The 14,379-nt window shown below is 54.1% G+C and carries 11 protein-coding genes; 6 read left to right on the plus strand and 5 right to left on the minus strand.

Features of this window, described 5'->3' with window-relative positions; all coding sequences use genetic code 11:
* Positions 1-34: 34 nt before the first annotated feature.
* A complete protein-coding gene (gene rlmB, locus F7D08_RS09080; RefSeq protein ID WP_152210317.1) occupies positions 35-1,033 on the minus strand; it encodes a 23S rRNA (guanosine(2251)-2'-O)-methyltransferase RlmB in 999 nt (332 codons plus the stop codon).
* An 85-nt stretch (positions 1,034-1,118) separates the two neighbouring features.
* Between rlmB and F7D08_RS09085 the strand changes: the two genes are divergently transcribed.
* The gene (locus F7D08_RS09085; RefSeq protein ID WP_152210318.1) at positions 1,119-2,432 is read left to right on the plus strand and encodes an MFS transporter; all 1,314 of its coding nucleotides are present in this window, start codon (positions 1,119-1,121) and stop codon (positions 2,430-2,432) included.
* Positions 2,433-2,600: 168 nt separating this feature from the next.
* Positions 2,601-3,428, plus strand: coding sequence for an alpha/beta hydrolase (locus tag F7D08_RS09090; protein WP_193316286.1), 828 nt, complete (start codon positions 2,601-2,603; stop codon positions 3,426-3,428).
* Here the strand turns inward: F7D08_RS09090 and F7D08_RS09095 are convergent.
* The 3 genes from F7D08_RS09095 to F7D08_RS09105 form a co-directional block, all read right to left on the minus strand.
* The gene (locus tag F7D08_RS09095) at positions 3,403-3,618 is read right to left on the minus strand and encodes a helix-turn-helix domain-containing protein (protein WP_193316287.1); all 216 of its coding nucleotides are present in this window, start codon (positions 3,616-3,618) and stop codon (positions 3,403-3,405) included. The genes F7D08_RS09090 and F7D08_RS09095 overlap by 26 nt on opposite strands.
* 135 nt (positions 3,619-3,753) lie before the next feature.
* Positions 3,754-5,703, minus strand: coding sequence for a glycoside hydrolase family protein (locus tag F7D08_RS09100; protein WP_152210320.1), 1,950 nt, complete (start codon positions 5,701-5,703; stop codon positions 3,754-3,756).
* A 99-nt stretch (positions 5,704-5,802) separates the two neighbouring features.
* On the minus strand, positions 5,803-7,167 hold the full coding sequence (locus tag F7D08_RS09105) for a NosD domain-containing protein (RefSeq protein WP_152210321.1): 1,365 nt from the start codon (positions 7,165-7,167) through the stop codon (positions 5,803-5,805).
* 287 nt (positions 7,168-7,454) lie between these two features.
* Here F7D08_RS09105 and F7D08_RS09110 point away from each other — a divergent pair, with 287 nt between their 5' ends.
* From F7D08_RS09110 to F7D08_RS09125, 4 genes are all read left to right on the plus strand, one after another.
* Positions 7,455-8,735 (plus strand): ABC transporter substrate-binding protein, encoded by a 1,281-nt coding sequence (locus tag F7D08_RS09110; RefSeq protein WP_226803462.1) that lies wholly within the window; start codon positions 7,455-7,457, stop codon positions 8,733-8,735.
* Positions 8,736-8,912: 177 nt separating this feature from the next.
* Positions 8,913-9,863, plus strand: coding sequence for a carbohydrate ABC transporter permease (locus F7D08_RS09115; protein WP_226803463.1), 951 nt, complete (start codon positions 8,913-8,915; stop codon positions 9,861-9,863).
* Positions 9,864-9,868: 5 nt separating this feature from the next.
* A complete protein-coding gene (locus F7D08_RS09120) occupies positions 9,869-10,723 on the plus strand; it encodes a carbohydrate ABC transporter permease (RefSeq protein WP_152210322.1) in 855 nt (284 codons plus the stop codon).
* 169 nt (positions 10,724-10,892) lie between these two features.
* Entirely contained in the window at positions 10,893-11,945 is a 1,053-nt protein-coding gene (locus F7D08_RS09125) for a LacI family DNA-binding transcriptional regulator (protein WP_226803464.1), read from the plus strand.
* Positions 11,946-12,042: 97 nt separating this feature from the next.
* Here F7D08_RS09125 and F7D08_RS09130 read toward each other — a convergent pair whose 3' ends face one another.
* Positions 12,043-14,322, minus strand: a complete 2,280-nt coding sequence (locus F7D08_RS09130; RefSeq protein WP_226803465.1) for a glycoside hydrolase family 36 protein — start codon at positions 14,320-14,322, stop codon at positions 12,043-12,045.
* Positions 14,323-14,379 lie beyond the last annotated feature (57 nt).

The raw sequence follows: 14,379 nt of genomic DNA on the forward strand, positions 1-14,379 counted from the left end.
GCTTCAATCATGTGCGGTAAGCAATGCTGCACGCTTACTTCGCAGCCTCACCGGCCTTACGGCGGGCATTGGCCACGGCGTACAGGCTGATGCCGGCAGCCACCGAAGCGTTGAGCGATTCGACGGTTGAGCTGATCGGGATGCCGGCGATGGCGTCGCAAGCCTCACGCACCAGTCGGCTCAGACCGCTGCCTTCCGAACCCAGCACCACGACGAGCGGGTCGGTTTCGAAACCGGTTTCGCCGACGAGCTTATCGCCGCCGCCGTCGAGCCCCACCACGTAGTAGCCACGTTCCTTCAGGCCTTCAATCGCCTTGGTCAAGTTCACCACGCGAGCCACCGGCATGTGGGCGGCGGCGCCAGCAGACACCTTCCAGGCCGCGGCGTTCACCGAAGCGGAGCGACGTTCCGGCAGAATCACGCCGTTGGCGCCGAACGCGGCAGCCGAACGGATCACGGCGCCGAGGTTCTGCGGATCGGTCACGCCGTCCAAAGCGATGAACAGCGGGCGTGCGGCGATGCGCGCGGCTGCGGAATTCGCGGCCTCCATGGCCTTCGCCTTCTTCTCCGCGCGCTCGACCAGCTCGTGCAGCGAGGAGTACTGGTACGGCTCCACCTTCAGAATCACGCCCTGATGGTTGCCGGAACGGGCGATGCGATCCATCTCCAAGCGGTCGGCTTCCATCATGTGCAGGCCATTCGCGCCGGCGATCTTCACGATCTCGCGGGTGCGATCATCATGCTCGATGCGAGACAAGATGTACAGCGTGGAGGACGGCACGCCCACGCGCAGCGCCTCCAGCACGGAATTGCGGCCGAACACCAGATCGGACGTATCCGCGGATGCGAACTTGTCCACGCGGCGGCGGGCAGCCAGTCGCGGATCGGAGCGCAGACGGCGCTCGGCGGCCTTCTTAGCCTTGTATGCCTTGTGGTAGACACGGTCCTCGGCCTTCGGCGTGGGGCCGTATCCCTTCAACTTATTACGATGTTTTCCACCCGACCCCTTGGTCGGTCCCTTTTTGATAGCCATAGGTGCCATTCTCCCAGCACCCCGCGCCAAATGCCGGACGTGGCGCCCGCCGTGCCCTGCCGCGCCCGCGAGTACAGTATTACCAATGAAACGGCAACGCGAGATATTCGGATTATCCCCGCTGTATTGGGGTCTCTGGCTGGCCATCCTGATTCTGTGGATGGGCCGCTTCGTCACCTCATTCCTCTCCATCTACCTGGTCTCCGCGTTGCACATCAACGAGGGCGTGGTGGGCGCGGTCGTCTCCATGTACGGTTTCGGTTCCATCATCGGCTGCCTGTTCGGCGGCACGTTATCCGACCGCTTCGGACGCCAATCGATGATCATCATCGGCGAAATCGGTGCCGCCGTGGCCCTGTTCGTAGTGTCGGTACTAGTTCATCCGATAGCCCTTGGCGCAGCGCTGTTTGTGTATGGCGCGTTCGCCTCGCTGCCCAGTCCGGCCATCGCCGCCTACATTGCGGATGTGGTGCCGATTGCCCGCCAGCAGCGCGCCTATGTGCTGCAATCCTGGGCCATCAACTTCGGTTATGCGATCGGCCCTATTGTGGCGAATCAGCTGGTCAAGGTCTCGTATTCGCTGATGTTCTATGTCGAGGCCGCTGTGATGATCGGCGTCACCGGCTTGCTCGTGGTGTTCTTCCGCGAAGTCAAGCATTTGGGGATTGCTGTGCCGGGCGCAGTTGCGCAGACGACTGCGACGGTAGCCGGCAGTGGCAATGGCGAACAGGACGGTCAAGTGCGAGTCGATGCGTCGTCGGCTGGGACTAATGCCCCTTCCATGCGCGACAGCTGGCGTCGCGTGCTTACCGACCTGCCATTCCTCGGCTTCTCCATGTTGATGTTCGGCTACTTCCTCGTCTATTTCCAGAGCACGTCCGGTCTGCCCATCGCCATGACCAATCTTGGTCTGGGCCTTGGCGATTATTCGGTACTGCTTACCATCAACGGATTCATGCTGTGCGCGTTGCAGATTCCGGCGATGAAACTCTTCGCGCGCATGGGCAATTCGCGCGTGCTCGTCACCGGCCTTGCCGTGACCGTAATCGGCTATGCCGTGCAGATTGTGGCTGATTCGTGGGCGGGCTTCGCGCTCGCCGTAGTGCTGTGGACGCTGGGCGAGCTAGGGACCTTCCCGATCGCCACCACCACGGTCGCCGCAATGGCGCCGGCCTCCGCTCGTGGTACTTATCAGGGTGTGTACAACGTACTGTGGTCGCTCTCGATTGCCTTGGCGCCCATGGTCGGCGGCTGGGTGATCAGTGATTTTGGCGGGCGCGTGCTCTGGATTGCCTGCACCATCGTGCTGATTGCCGTCACCATTGGTTTACGTATGACCAAAACTTCGCGTGACCGAGCCATGATGCGCAACAGCCTTGCACAGAATCAGGCGCAGTAATAACTATGCAAGGATTGCGGCCGGGCAATCGCACATAATCAGGATTCGCAACCCCAGAAATCGGCTAGTTTTCGGAGTTGCGATACTTTGTTCTATTGTGCACGAATGTTCATTTTCCCCGCACGTTTCTTATTGAGAACCATTCGCTGCGGGGTCATAATAAAAAGCATGCAGTACGTTGAACGCATAATTACCGGTATTGATGGCAGCGAAGCGCGATTCACCGGTTACATTGCGGACAATAGCCCGGAAATAGACCCCGACCGTACGCGCACGTCGATTCTGATTCTGCCGGGCGGTGGATATGCCATGACTTCCGACCGTGAAGCTGAGCCGGTGGCGTTGCGTTTTTTGGCCGAAGGATTCAATGTATTTGTGCTGCGGTATTCGGTGCGGGCTAGCCATTATCCGGTGGCGTTGATCGAAACCGCCGAAGCGATGCGGCTCATCCGCTCGAACGCTGACGAATGGCATGTGAATCCGCGTCAAGTCGCCGTTCTTGGATTCTCGGCCGGCGGCCATTTGGCGGCGAACCTGGCTACTTCTACCGGCGATGATGACATGCGCGAGCATGGTTACGATCCGGATGAGGTGCGCCCTGATGCGCTGATGCTCGCCTATCCGGTGATCACATCCGGCGAATACGCCCATCGCGGCAGCTTCCAGTACCTGCTGGGCTCTCATGTCCAGAATCAGCAAATGCGGGACAAACTTTCCATCGAAAAGCATATTGATGCCAAGACTCCGCCGGTGTTCGTCTGGCACACGATGACGGACCCCTCTGTGCCAGTGGAGAACACGTTGATGCTTATTCAGGCATGCCGTGCCGCTGGTGTGGGCATAGAAGCGCATCTATTCCCCGAGGGGCGGCACGGTCTGTCTTTGGCGGATGAGGAGACGGCTTACCGTGGAGCTTCGGATTATCTGGTAGAAGCCGTGCAATCCTGGCCCGACTTGGCTGCGCGCTGGCTCAAGAGCCTTGAGGGGAATCGTTGAAGATCGCGCGATATTCGAGCGGAGTCTGATGGTAACGCTCGGAAAATACCTTGTAGAAATAGCTCACGCTGGCATATCCGATTCGTTCTGCAATACGAGTCACGGGCATGTCAGTGCGGCACATGCTTCGGAATGGTAATGAAACACCGGCCTCCACCGCGTACACCTCGTGCGCGGTGATGAACGGCATGGAATCTTCCATTTCTTCGCGTTTGACGCTTGAAGATGAGGAGCATGACGGCAAGCTGGCCATTGATGTGGCATAGCATTGCCGCAGCGCATGGTTCTTATTGAGAATCATGCGCTGCGGTGTGGGTGGGCGATGTCACCGGATGCTTCGGAGCCCACGCAACGCAATCGAACCGGAAAGTTCACGCACGCTGAATTCAGTTGCAAAATCCGGACTGTCGAACTCATCGCAATCGAAAAGAATGCTGCCGGCATCCTCTCCGTTGTTGACGAATACCTCCGTTATTCCATGGTCGTAAAAAACCTCGATACGATCTATGCGATTCGTTTTAGACGTGTAATTGAAGCCGTCTGTAGGAAGCCCGGTCGTGGTGAGATGAACGGCTGACCCGTCGCTGCTTAGATGAAGCGAGGCGTCTGCCGTCGTGCCATCTGGCTGCCTGCGCTGTCCTGAAACTAGTATTGTCTCAAACGAAGTGCCGGGATCCGGCCGGATATCTGCGTAATAAGCATGCGATGGTATGAGCGCGTGAGCATCAAAGTCCTGATTGCAAGAATCGCTATATTCCGGCACGGGGGAGTTCGACATTGGAATGAGATGAATCTCTTCTCCGAGTAGGAGTTCATACACCTCATCAATGGGGTGTGAGGTGAGATGCCCATCGACTACGTGCAGCTCCCTTGGAAGTCCCATTGCTCCATTGGCGTAATCGTCACGTTCGATGCGAACGCCGTACCAGTCGCATAACCATCCAATCGCGATGCGGCGATTGATGAAAGTGCCGTCAGCGCCGCGATGCTGATCCCGGAAGGATTGCACTGCATAATAGCAGGATCCGAAATCGCACCAGCCAGTGTGGGATACGACGAGTTTTGGTGAATTTTGGACACTTGTTGTCTCGAGGGTGCCGGTGTACCAGCGGATTGGCTGAAAGCGGCCGCTGTCATCATGCAGGTGCATGAGTGACCCCACGGCTACTGCTGATCTGTCAAGTGTGAATATATCTGGACACTCATAGGTATATGACTCGGCCAATCCGGTTTCGAACAGTAGCGGCCCGGTGTATTCCCAGCGGGCTTTATTCAGATTGGCGTCAGTTGCCTGGAACAATGCGAGGGTCGGCGTGCGGCTGAAATCCGCGGATTCCTGTTGAGATGCGGAGAACGGTTCGGCTCCGAACCAGTAGTTATCATCATGGGGGCGTGGCGTGGTGCCTGGAGCTCCTAATTCAGGTGCGCAGGTAGATGGCATGTTGGTTGCCACTACGATTGCTGGAGTGCCTGCAACCGCAGTGCCGTCAAATAGCGTGGTATCGATTTTCGGGTCACGAAAATCTAGTCCGGTCTCCGTTGAAGGCCGTTCAATAACGATGGTTTCGGGGCCGAATGTCAGGCCATCAGTGCTGATGGTAGTGGTTTGTGTTTCTACAACAGATTCAGGGTGCCCAAGTCGTGCCCAGTGCCGAGTGAGATAAATGCGAAGGACGTCGGCCTCATCGCCTGGCACAATGTGCCCTTTGCTGTCCGTGGTAATGGCAGAACCGGAGAATGCGCCTCCTGTGAGTGCCTTGTCCCGTGAAAGTTCAGGTTGAGGAAGTAGTGCGATCGGCAGATCGATCCAATGGATAAGGTCCTTGCTGACTGCGTGGCCCCAGTGCATATCATCCCATTGCCATCCATATGGATTGAACTGATAGAACATGTGGTATCGCCCTTGGAAACGGCATAGTCCGTTGGGGTCGTTCATCCAATGCTGTGCTGGTTCGAAATGCGCGTTTGGCCTATGGCCAGAGATGCGCGTATCCGTGGTAATGATGCGAATCCCTCGGTCGAGTAGGTCTTTACCGCCGGTGAGGTAGCCGAAATCTATTTTCAGATTGTCGGATTCCAGCACATATTTTTCTTCGGGATTGATTGCGAGAATGAGTCGTGACCGGCGCTCTGCAGCAGACATGCATACTGTAACGGCACTTGTGTCTGAGCTCAGAGGGGTCAGACGAATAGTTCCCGGGTCGCCGTCTATTCCTGAATATTCAGCAAATATCTCAATTGTGGTGTAGCCATCGGCGTTGATGGTCATGGTCATTGTGGGTTCTCCCTGGGTTGATATATGGATGCCGGATGGGTGAAAAAGGGAAATCCCATCCGGCAAGTGTTATCGTGCGAAGTGCTTCATCCAGTGGTTTCAGCAAATTCCTGGTGCTGAAGGCGTTGGACGGAAAGCATTGACTGTGACATCCAAGGACACCTGCGATTCCGTTCCGGAATCGAGCACGGTATTGCGAGAGGATCCTGAATCAATATGCACGGCGACTACGGGAATGCTATGGGTCTTCGTCGTCGCGAGGACCGCCTCTACTTGAGTAGAGAAGCATGACCCTTCATCGGTCTCCTCATCGTGGTCGTTGCCTTCGGTGGTGGCGACAATGTGATTGCTCGCAATGTAGTTTCCCGTTCCGCGGACAAGGCGAATAATGACGGGGGCAGCACCTTCTGGGCGAATGTTGATTTCATCCACGATATCGGAGATGTGGTTGCTGATTACGGAGTTCTCGTTCCCTTCGATACGGATGATGCCGTAGAGATCATCGAGCCCATTGCCATATCGCTTCATTGGAGGCCAAGGTTCGCAAGCGCGATAAATATGGTTGGATGCGATGAGGTTTTCCGAACAACCCTTCTCAAGAACAATTACGCCTGGATAGAAAGCGTGGAATCGGTTGCTGGTAATGGATGAACGGGAAACGTTCCTGAAGAAGACAGTGCTGGCTCCGCGTGGAAATACGTTGTTGGCGGTAATCAGCAGTCCGCCGAAGTTTTCCGCAAAAATGGAATATCCGCGGTATCCGGCACCGATGAGATTGTCGGTGATTTTCGACGCTTGCCCGGATCCACGTAGTTCAATGCAGTTGCCACATTCGGCAATAAAGTTGTCATGGATGCTGAGCGCGTCAGCGTCGTGAATCACGATGCCATGTTCGAGATAGACGAATCCCATGCCATTGATGCGGAACGAATCCTGTGCATCAGTGATGTAGATGCCGGTTTTGCCGTTGAGATATGTATTTTCAGGGTCGCTGTTGCCTGAATCGTCATCGATGAAATGCAATCCGTCAATGCAGAAGTTAGCGAATTCCACCGAGCTGATTCGAGGATTTCCCTTACGTGAAACCACAAAAGCCGCGCCTTCTTGCTCGGAGCTGTGATTCGTCGCTGGCAGGTCGACGAGGATTCGGCTGCCGCCGGGCCATATTTCATGGAGATTATCCCAGTCTTCCTTGGGAGTATTGAACCGAATGCTGGAGGAAACGAATCCGTGCCCGGCGCCGACTATGCGTAGATAACTGATATCGATGCGTACTTGCGTGGTGAGGTGATAGTCACCGGAAGGGATGTAGATGGTTGCGCCAGGCTTGCCTTCGCCGTTGTTATCCGTATCTATTTGGTGAGCTTTTACGTCGGCGATAATGCTGTTGATGACTTCGCCTATATCGGTATGAGGGTTGCCTACCGGCCAAGTGGTGACGTCGTAGTAGTAGCTGCCCGCCATAACATCCTCCTTGAGGTTATGTGACTGATTAATTCAAATCAGCGGTGGTGCCAATATGTGTGCTGCTGCGCATCGTTATGGTCGCCGTCCGAGACTGGTTCCCATAGTAACGAGTATTCGTTTTTATTTCAACCGATAAACATAAAAATAAACTCATCGGCAAAAATATTTATTTTTCTAGCGTGTCGGCTATATGTTAATCGGTTGACATATAAACCGAGTTAATGTATCCTGACCTTGTCAAGGATGACACAATAAGGAAGTTCTGAAGATAAGAGAAAGGTTCGATGATGAATCGTTCATACAACAAGGGCATAGCTGTAATCGCCGCGATGGCCACCATGCTCTCTATGGCGGCATGCGGCTCCGCAGGTTCAAGCGAGGACGACAAGACATTGAGCTTGCTGGTCGAGGGGGGCGGACCTGCTGAGCAAGTGGCGCGAGATACCGCTGCCGAATTCGAAAAGCAGACCGGTTACAAAATCAAGATTGATACGTCTCCGTATTCTGGCCTGTACGACAAGTTGAAAGCCGAAACCGATTCCCGGAAAGCCACGCATGATCTGGCCGTAATTGATGTGCTATGGTTCCCCGCCTTGGCTAAGGGGTTGTCTTCAGTGGATGGGGTTCTTTCCAGCTCGGATGAAGATGATCTTATGCCCCAGCTTAAGGAAGGCGGCACCATCGATGGCAAGCTGTTGGGCATCCCTACCTGGACGAATTCCAAGGTGTTGTTGTACCGTAAGGATCTTTTTGAAAATGCTGATAATCAGAAGGCTTTCAAGGAGCAATACGGCTATGATCTGAAGGTTCCCACCACTTGGGATGAATACCGCGATGCTGCGAAATTCTTCACCAAAGATGATATGTACGGTACTGCGATGATCGGCCAGACCGGTGCCGATTCAGTGACCGGATGGCTGGAGTTCGCTACTCAGGCCGGTGCCGACAATCTCGTTCTCGATGAAGATGGTAAGCCGGATCTTGAGAACAAGGCGTATAGCGACGCGCTTGAGTATATGCAGGATTTGGTCAACGACGGGTCCATCCCATCCGACTATCTCTCGCTGGGCACCAGTGAGATTTCCAACTTGTTCAATCAGGGCAAGCTGGCGATGCAGCTTACTTGGGGACACTTCTATCTTTCCTCCGCGAAGGAGCTTGGTGATAAAGTCGGTGCCGCCCCGATGATTGGCGGGTCTGCAGGTATCGGTGCCATTCCCGGCCCTTGGTATGAGGTGGTACTGAAGAACTCCAAGAAGCAGGATATCGCAAAGAAGTATCTCAAGTTCATGTATGGCAAGAACGAAGGATACATGACCGCCCTTGGCGTGGCTGCCCGAAAGAGTGTGTTTGCCAAGTATGAAGACAATCCCGAATATGCGCATGTCAAGGCATTGGAAACCACTCTTGATGCCAAGCAGACTCAGAATCGTCCTGCAACCAAGATGTGGACGCAAATCGAGACCGAGGTGCTTTCTCCAATGGTGCAAAACGTGCTTAAGGGAGCTAATGCCAAAGACGAATTGGCAACTGCTCAGAAGAGCATTCAGGATCTCGTGGGCTGAACCGCATCCTTTCGTTGATGTGCCGAAAAAGACGATTGCCGGAAACCGCATGAATCAACAGGAACGAATTGCGGTTTGCGTTCGATGAAATAGAAAAACGATTGGTTGTGATCGCCGCTGTATACGGGCGACGATCACAACCAATCTCAATCACCGTGTTCTCACACGGGAGGTGACATGGAACAGAAAACAGTCACATCGGGAGATCGCTTGAATCAATACTCCTCGGGTAACATGCGCAAAACAAAGATGTTGAGTTCCACATTCAGCAAGAAGACGCTGTGCCTATTCTTCCTGCCGGCAGGATTGTTCATGGCGGCGTTCCTGCTGTTCCCCCTATTGAAGCTCGTTTACGATAGCTTCTTCGATGTCGGAGACCGCTATGACGGCAGAACGTTTGTCGGTCTGAAAAACTATATCAAGGCTTTTACGTCACATCAGTTCCAGATGGATTCATGGAACACATTGGTTTATGTCGTCGTGGCAGTCGGCGTGGAAACGATTCTTGGCTTGGCGCTCGCCGTCATTCTGACGAATAAATACAAGGGGTTCAAGGCCATTCGAACGTTCATCCTGTCCCCGTTGATGATTGCGCCGTTGGTGGCCGGTCTGGTATGGAAATTCATGCTGAGCGGTCAGTTCGGCATTGTGAATGTGCTGCTGGTGCGAATCGGGCTTTTGCAGTCCACGGACAGCATCTTGTGGCTTTCGGACTCGCGTTTTGCCCTCATATCATGCATCATCGCCGATGTTTGGCTGACCACGCCGTTCATGATGCTGATGTTTTTGGCGGGAATCCAATCGATTCCGGATAGTCTGTATGAGTCGGCGTCCGTTGAAGGTGCGAACAAATGGCAGGTTATCATCCACATCATCATTCCTAATATCAGGGGTGTGCTCTTTAGCGCTTTGGTCATTCGTGTCATTGACGCTGCAAGAACGTTCGACATCATCTGGGCCATGACCCAGGGCGGTCCGCAGGGGTCTTCAGAGCTGTTGAGCGTGCATATTTACAAGATGCTGCAGCGGTACGGCGATGTCGGCTATGCCAGCGCCATGGCCGTCATCTTCATCGTAGTGCTTATCGCTATCACCCTTATGACTCAGCTGAAGAAGGACAAGAGGTAGACGACATGTTCCATGAGAAATTTGGTCGCAATCGGAGCGACAATCTGTGGATTATTATCATGTACGTGTTGGCGGTAGTCTTCCTACTGCTGTTCATTTTCCCCTACTTGTACATGCTGTTTTCTTCATTCAAGCCTTCGCAGGATGTGATTTCCGTTCATCCCACATTCTTCCCGAAGACTTGGTCGGTGGAGAACTACATCAAGGTGTTCCAAACTTCTGATATCGGCATGTATTTTGGCAATAGCTTTATCGCCGCGCTGGTAAGTACGCTGATCTGCCTGCTGCTGGGATCTTTGGCCTCGTATGCGATTTCCCGCACTGCGGTCTCTCGGTTTAGCAACTTCCTGCTGATTCTAGTGCTGTGCCTCAAGATGATTCCGATGTCCAGCATCGTGGTGCCGATTTATAGTCTCGTCCAGCAATTTGGGTTTTACGATTACCTGCCGGTGCTCTGCATTGTGTATGCGGGTGTGAATATGCCGTTTGTGCTGTGGATGATGATCTCCTTCTTCAAAGACGTGCCCGTGGATCTTGATGAGGCCGCAGCTGTTGATGGTGCAGGTCCGTTCACCGCATTCATCAAGGTGATTTTGCCCGTAGTGGTTCCTAGCTTGATCTCCACTGGTATTTTTACCTTCCTGTTGGCCTGGAATGATTTCCTGGTTGCGCTGCTGCTCACCAGCAGTGAAGCAAAAACCGTGCCGGTGGCCCTGTCGGAATTCCTGACTTCATACAGCCTTGATCTGGGTCCGATGACCGGAGCGGCAGTATTGTTCTCACTGCCGGTCATCGTCATCTCCTTCTTCCTGCAACGGTATCTGGTTTCCGGCATGCTGGCCGGATCGGTCAAGGGATAAGGCCTTGGGCGCTGATGGTAAATCCTCCTACGTAAGATAGCTATGAGACAACCAACCGGATGATGAGATACAAGCCGGGTATGCTACAGGTCAAGTCTGCTAGTCTTGCGGCTAATAGACTTGACCTACGGCAATGTGGACGTACGGTTGGGCATTACAGCAAGGAAAAATGATGGTTACGATAACTGATGTTGCCCGGGTGGCCGGTGTCTCGAAAAATACGGTGTCTCGCTATCTCAACAACCGTGGATATATCTCCGAACAAACGCGAAACAATATACAGAAAACGATTGATTTGTTGCATTATCAGCCTAATCAAATCGCGCGAAGCCTGTATTCGCAGAAGACACAACTCATTGGTTTCGTGATTCCTGAGATCGCTCATCCATTCTTCTCTACAATGACCTCATACATCGAAGATGAACTCAACCGTCGCGGTTATAAGATGATTCTTTGCAGCACGATGCATTCTGAGGAGAAAGAGAAAGAGTGCATCGACTTACTCATGGCCAACAAAGTGGACGGCATGATTATCGGCAGTCATTCGCTTGATATTAACTATGCCGGTATTAGCTCCCCTGTAGTTGCTCTCGATCGTTATCTAGCCAGCAGTATCCCCGTGGTGAGCGCCGACCATGTTCAGGGCGGCATGATCGCAGCTCGTGCGGTTATTGAACACGGCTGCACTAATGTGGCGCAGTTTATTGGCTATTCCAAAGTGCGGTCCCCCTCTTTTGAACGCTATCGAGTGTTTGCCGAGCAGATGCACAAGCATGGCATTCGTTGCGTGTCTTTCGAGTTGGGACTGAACCAATTTGAGATAGAGCCGTATCTCAGGATTGCCGATACATTCCTCACGGATAATCAGGACATCGATGGCATCTTTGCCTCTGATCTGATTGCACTCGCGATTCAAAAGCGCGCACTCGAAATGGGGCGGAAGATTCCGGATGACCTCTTTCTGTTCGGATATGACGGATCGTATGTCTACAAGTTCGCCAGTCCCTCATTGCCGACTGTCATACAGCCGTATGCGAAGATAGCGGAAAAAGCTGTTGATGTGCTTATCCGCAAAATCGAAGGTGAAGAGGTCGATCAGATGGAATACACGGTTCCGGTGACGGCATATCGTCCTGAGCGGGATCAGTTGTCTGCGCAAACTCAGAACGGCATTGCGGACGACACCAGCACCATCTTTCATGAGGTCGCGTTGGGCATTTGATGGATTATGCGGAAACGCATCATCATTGGCGGGGAAGCAGGCGAGGCCGTAGTGCGCGAGACGATGCGACCCCGCCTGCTTCTGATTGACGAAGACCTCATTGAGCGTTTGTTCCGCAGACAATGACTGCAGAATCCCAATTACGCAAACCGCTGATGCGCAGTATGCCGTCGGAAACGGTGGCTTCCAGTCCGTTGCGGGCGAACATATGGATTGATCCGTCAGAGCGATGAGAGGCCATCATGGAGGCTGCATCGTCAGCATTCCAATCTTGTGGGGCTGCAAGAGGCAGCTCAATGGATGCATCTTCGTTCATGCCTGCAAAGGTGTGCAGGACAACCAATGTTTGTCCCGAAGCGCGATCCGTACCATGGCGCACGATGGCTTGCCATCCCTGCGGCCTGCGATAGCTGGTAATGGGCGTGCCGTAGAAAACGCTGACTCCGTGATCGATGACGGCTGATGCGGTGCCATAGAGCGAAAGCGCCTCATCGATGGTTCTCCATTGTTCGGCAGACAGCAGACCCATATCCCCCGACAGGCACAGTCGTCCCAAGAAGCCGGATGCCAGACGATATCGTTGCTGCGCTTCTGTCAGTTCGGCTCTCATAACGGCCCAGATTTGTGATTGCCTCGGTTCGATAATGCGGTGCATATTGGCGGCGATGAGCGGAATCTCATCACATTCATGAGCGTCAGAGAAACTGGCCATTGCACCGATTTCCATGAAGCTCTGCACCAGACGATGCCCACCTGAGGAACATATCTCCACTACCACATTCGGCAGTTCCTGGCGGATTTGGCGGAAGAACGCCTGCGAGGCCTGGATCACGTCATAGAGTCCGTCTCCCAGAGTGCTTTCCGGCTTGCCCGGCGTCTCGCATCCGATACCCAACGTTTCGTTATAGTCGACCTTGATGTAATCGAATCCGTTGTCGCGAAGGAAATCGATGACGCGTTCGTGCAGATAAGCCTGGACCTCTGCGTTGCGCATATCCCAGAATCTCCGCTGGTCAGAGGTGATCGGAATGCCGTCGCGTTTCAGCAGCCATTCCTCGCGATTGAAGCACTCGGTTTCCTGCCGGCCTACGACTTCGAATTCGAACCATACGCCGGCCTTCATGCCAGCTTGATGAATTGCGTCAACTACATATTTAATGCCGTGCGGGAACGATTCCTTACTGACCTGCCATGCGCCGAACCTGGTTCCCTCTGAGAATGGCTTATTGTCGAACCAACCGGCATCCATCACCACGTATTCGACGCCGTGGCCTTTAAGCTGTTCCACCTGTGCCAGCACGCTTTGTTCGGTGGGAAGTCCCCAAGTGGAACAGAATTCATTGAAGATGATAGGTAGCCCGGCGTCGGAGCCAGGCTGCTGCTGCTCAGAGGCCGGTAGTACGAGACGTTCGCGTACATGCCCGGCTAAAGCCTGCGAAGCTTCATCCACTCCGCCGTGTACCACAGTGAGCACGCCACTGGGTGCGACGAACCGCTCTCCTGGTTGCACGGTGTGGGTCCAATGTCCGAACTCGCGGTCTGCGATGCCTCCTGAGATGGCTAGCCCGTTATCTTTGCGATACGCCTCGATTTGCCAGCTGGAAGCGTGCGTGGTTGCGGCGGCCCATGTAATGTCATGAGCGCGATCTTCCACTGCGATAAAAGGCACCCAACCTCGTACGGGGAACGAACCGACGCATCCGAACCGCAATGAATTGGCCACGTGTTCCTGCCAATCCGGTTCCAGTTGAAGATCTTCGACGCTGCGCGAGTCCAGTCGACCTTCTGCGCTCCATGTGCTGCGCATGCGGTGCACCATAAGGGTGTTTTCGGCTATACCCTCCGAAAACGGGCTTAGCGAGCCCAAAGTAAAACTCGAAAGCATCTCGAAGGTGAATGGGGCATGTGACACATTCACGACCTCGGTGTCGATGCGGACCGAATGGCTATGCGCGCCAAACGTCAGGTTGTGTGTGTATTCGAGGCCTCGCTCATCGACGAATCGTGTTGTGACAATCGTCTCGCCCAGTTTGGTGTCGGTTTCTTCCTGACTTTGGAATCGCATGGCATAAGTGGTTGGCGAGTTTCGCATAGTGCGCCCCTGGGCGTATCCACCCGCATAATCATCGCCGATGATTTTGGCTTGGATCAATGGTTCAGGCGCGCAGTCACCGCGAATCACCTGGGCCAGCGAACCTTCCGGAACTAGGAGAAGATCGACGATTCCGCTATCGATATGCTTGCGATATTGAGCGGTGATGCCATTGCGCGAAACGGTGCGCAGGATCGTGGTGTTGGCGATGGATGCTGATGTGGTGGACTCGGCTGCGGTAATCGCATCGGTCGCGGTGAGCCCAGGGTATTCGGTGGTCTGCATAGTAGGTTCCTTTGCGCATGCGATGCTCCACACGCAGCCGTCCGCGATTGCCGACGG

Source organism: Bifidobacterium cebidarum (assembly GCF_009193305.1).
Classification (GTDB): domain Bacteria; phylum Actinomycetota; class Actinomycetes; order Actinomycetales; family Bifidobacteriaceae; genus Bifidobacterium; species Bifidobacterium cebidarum.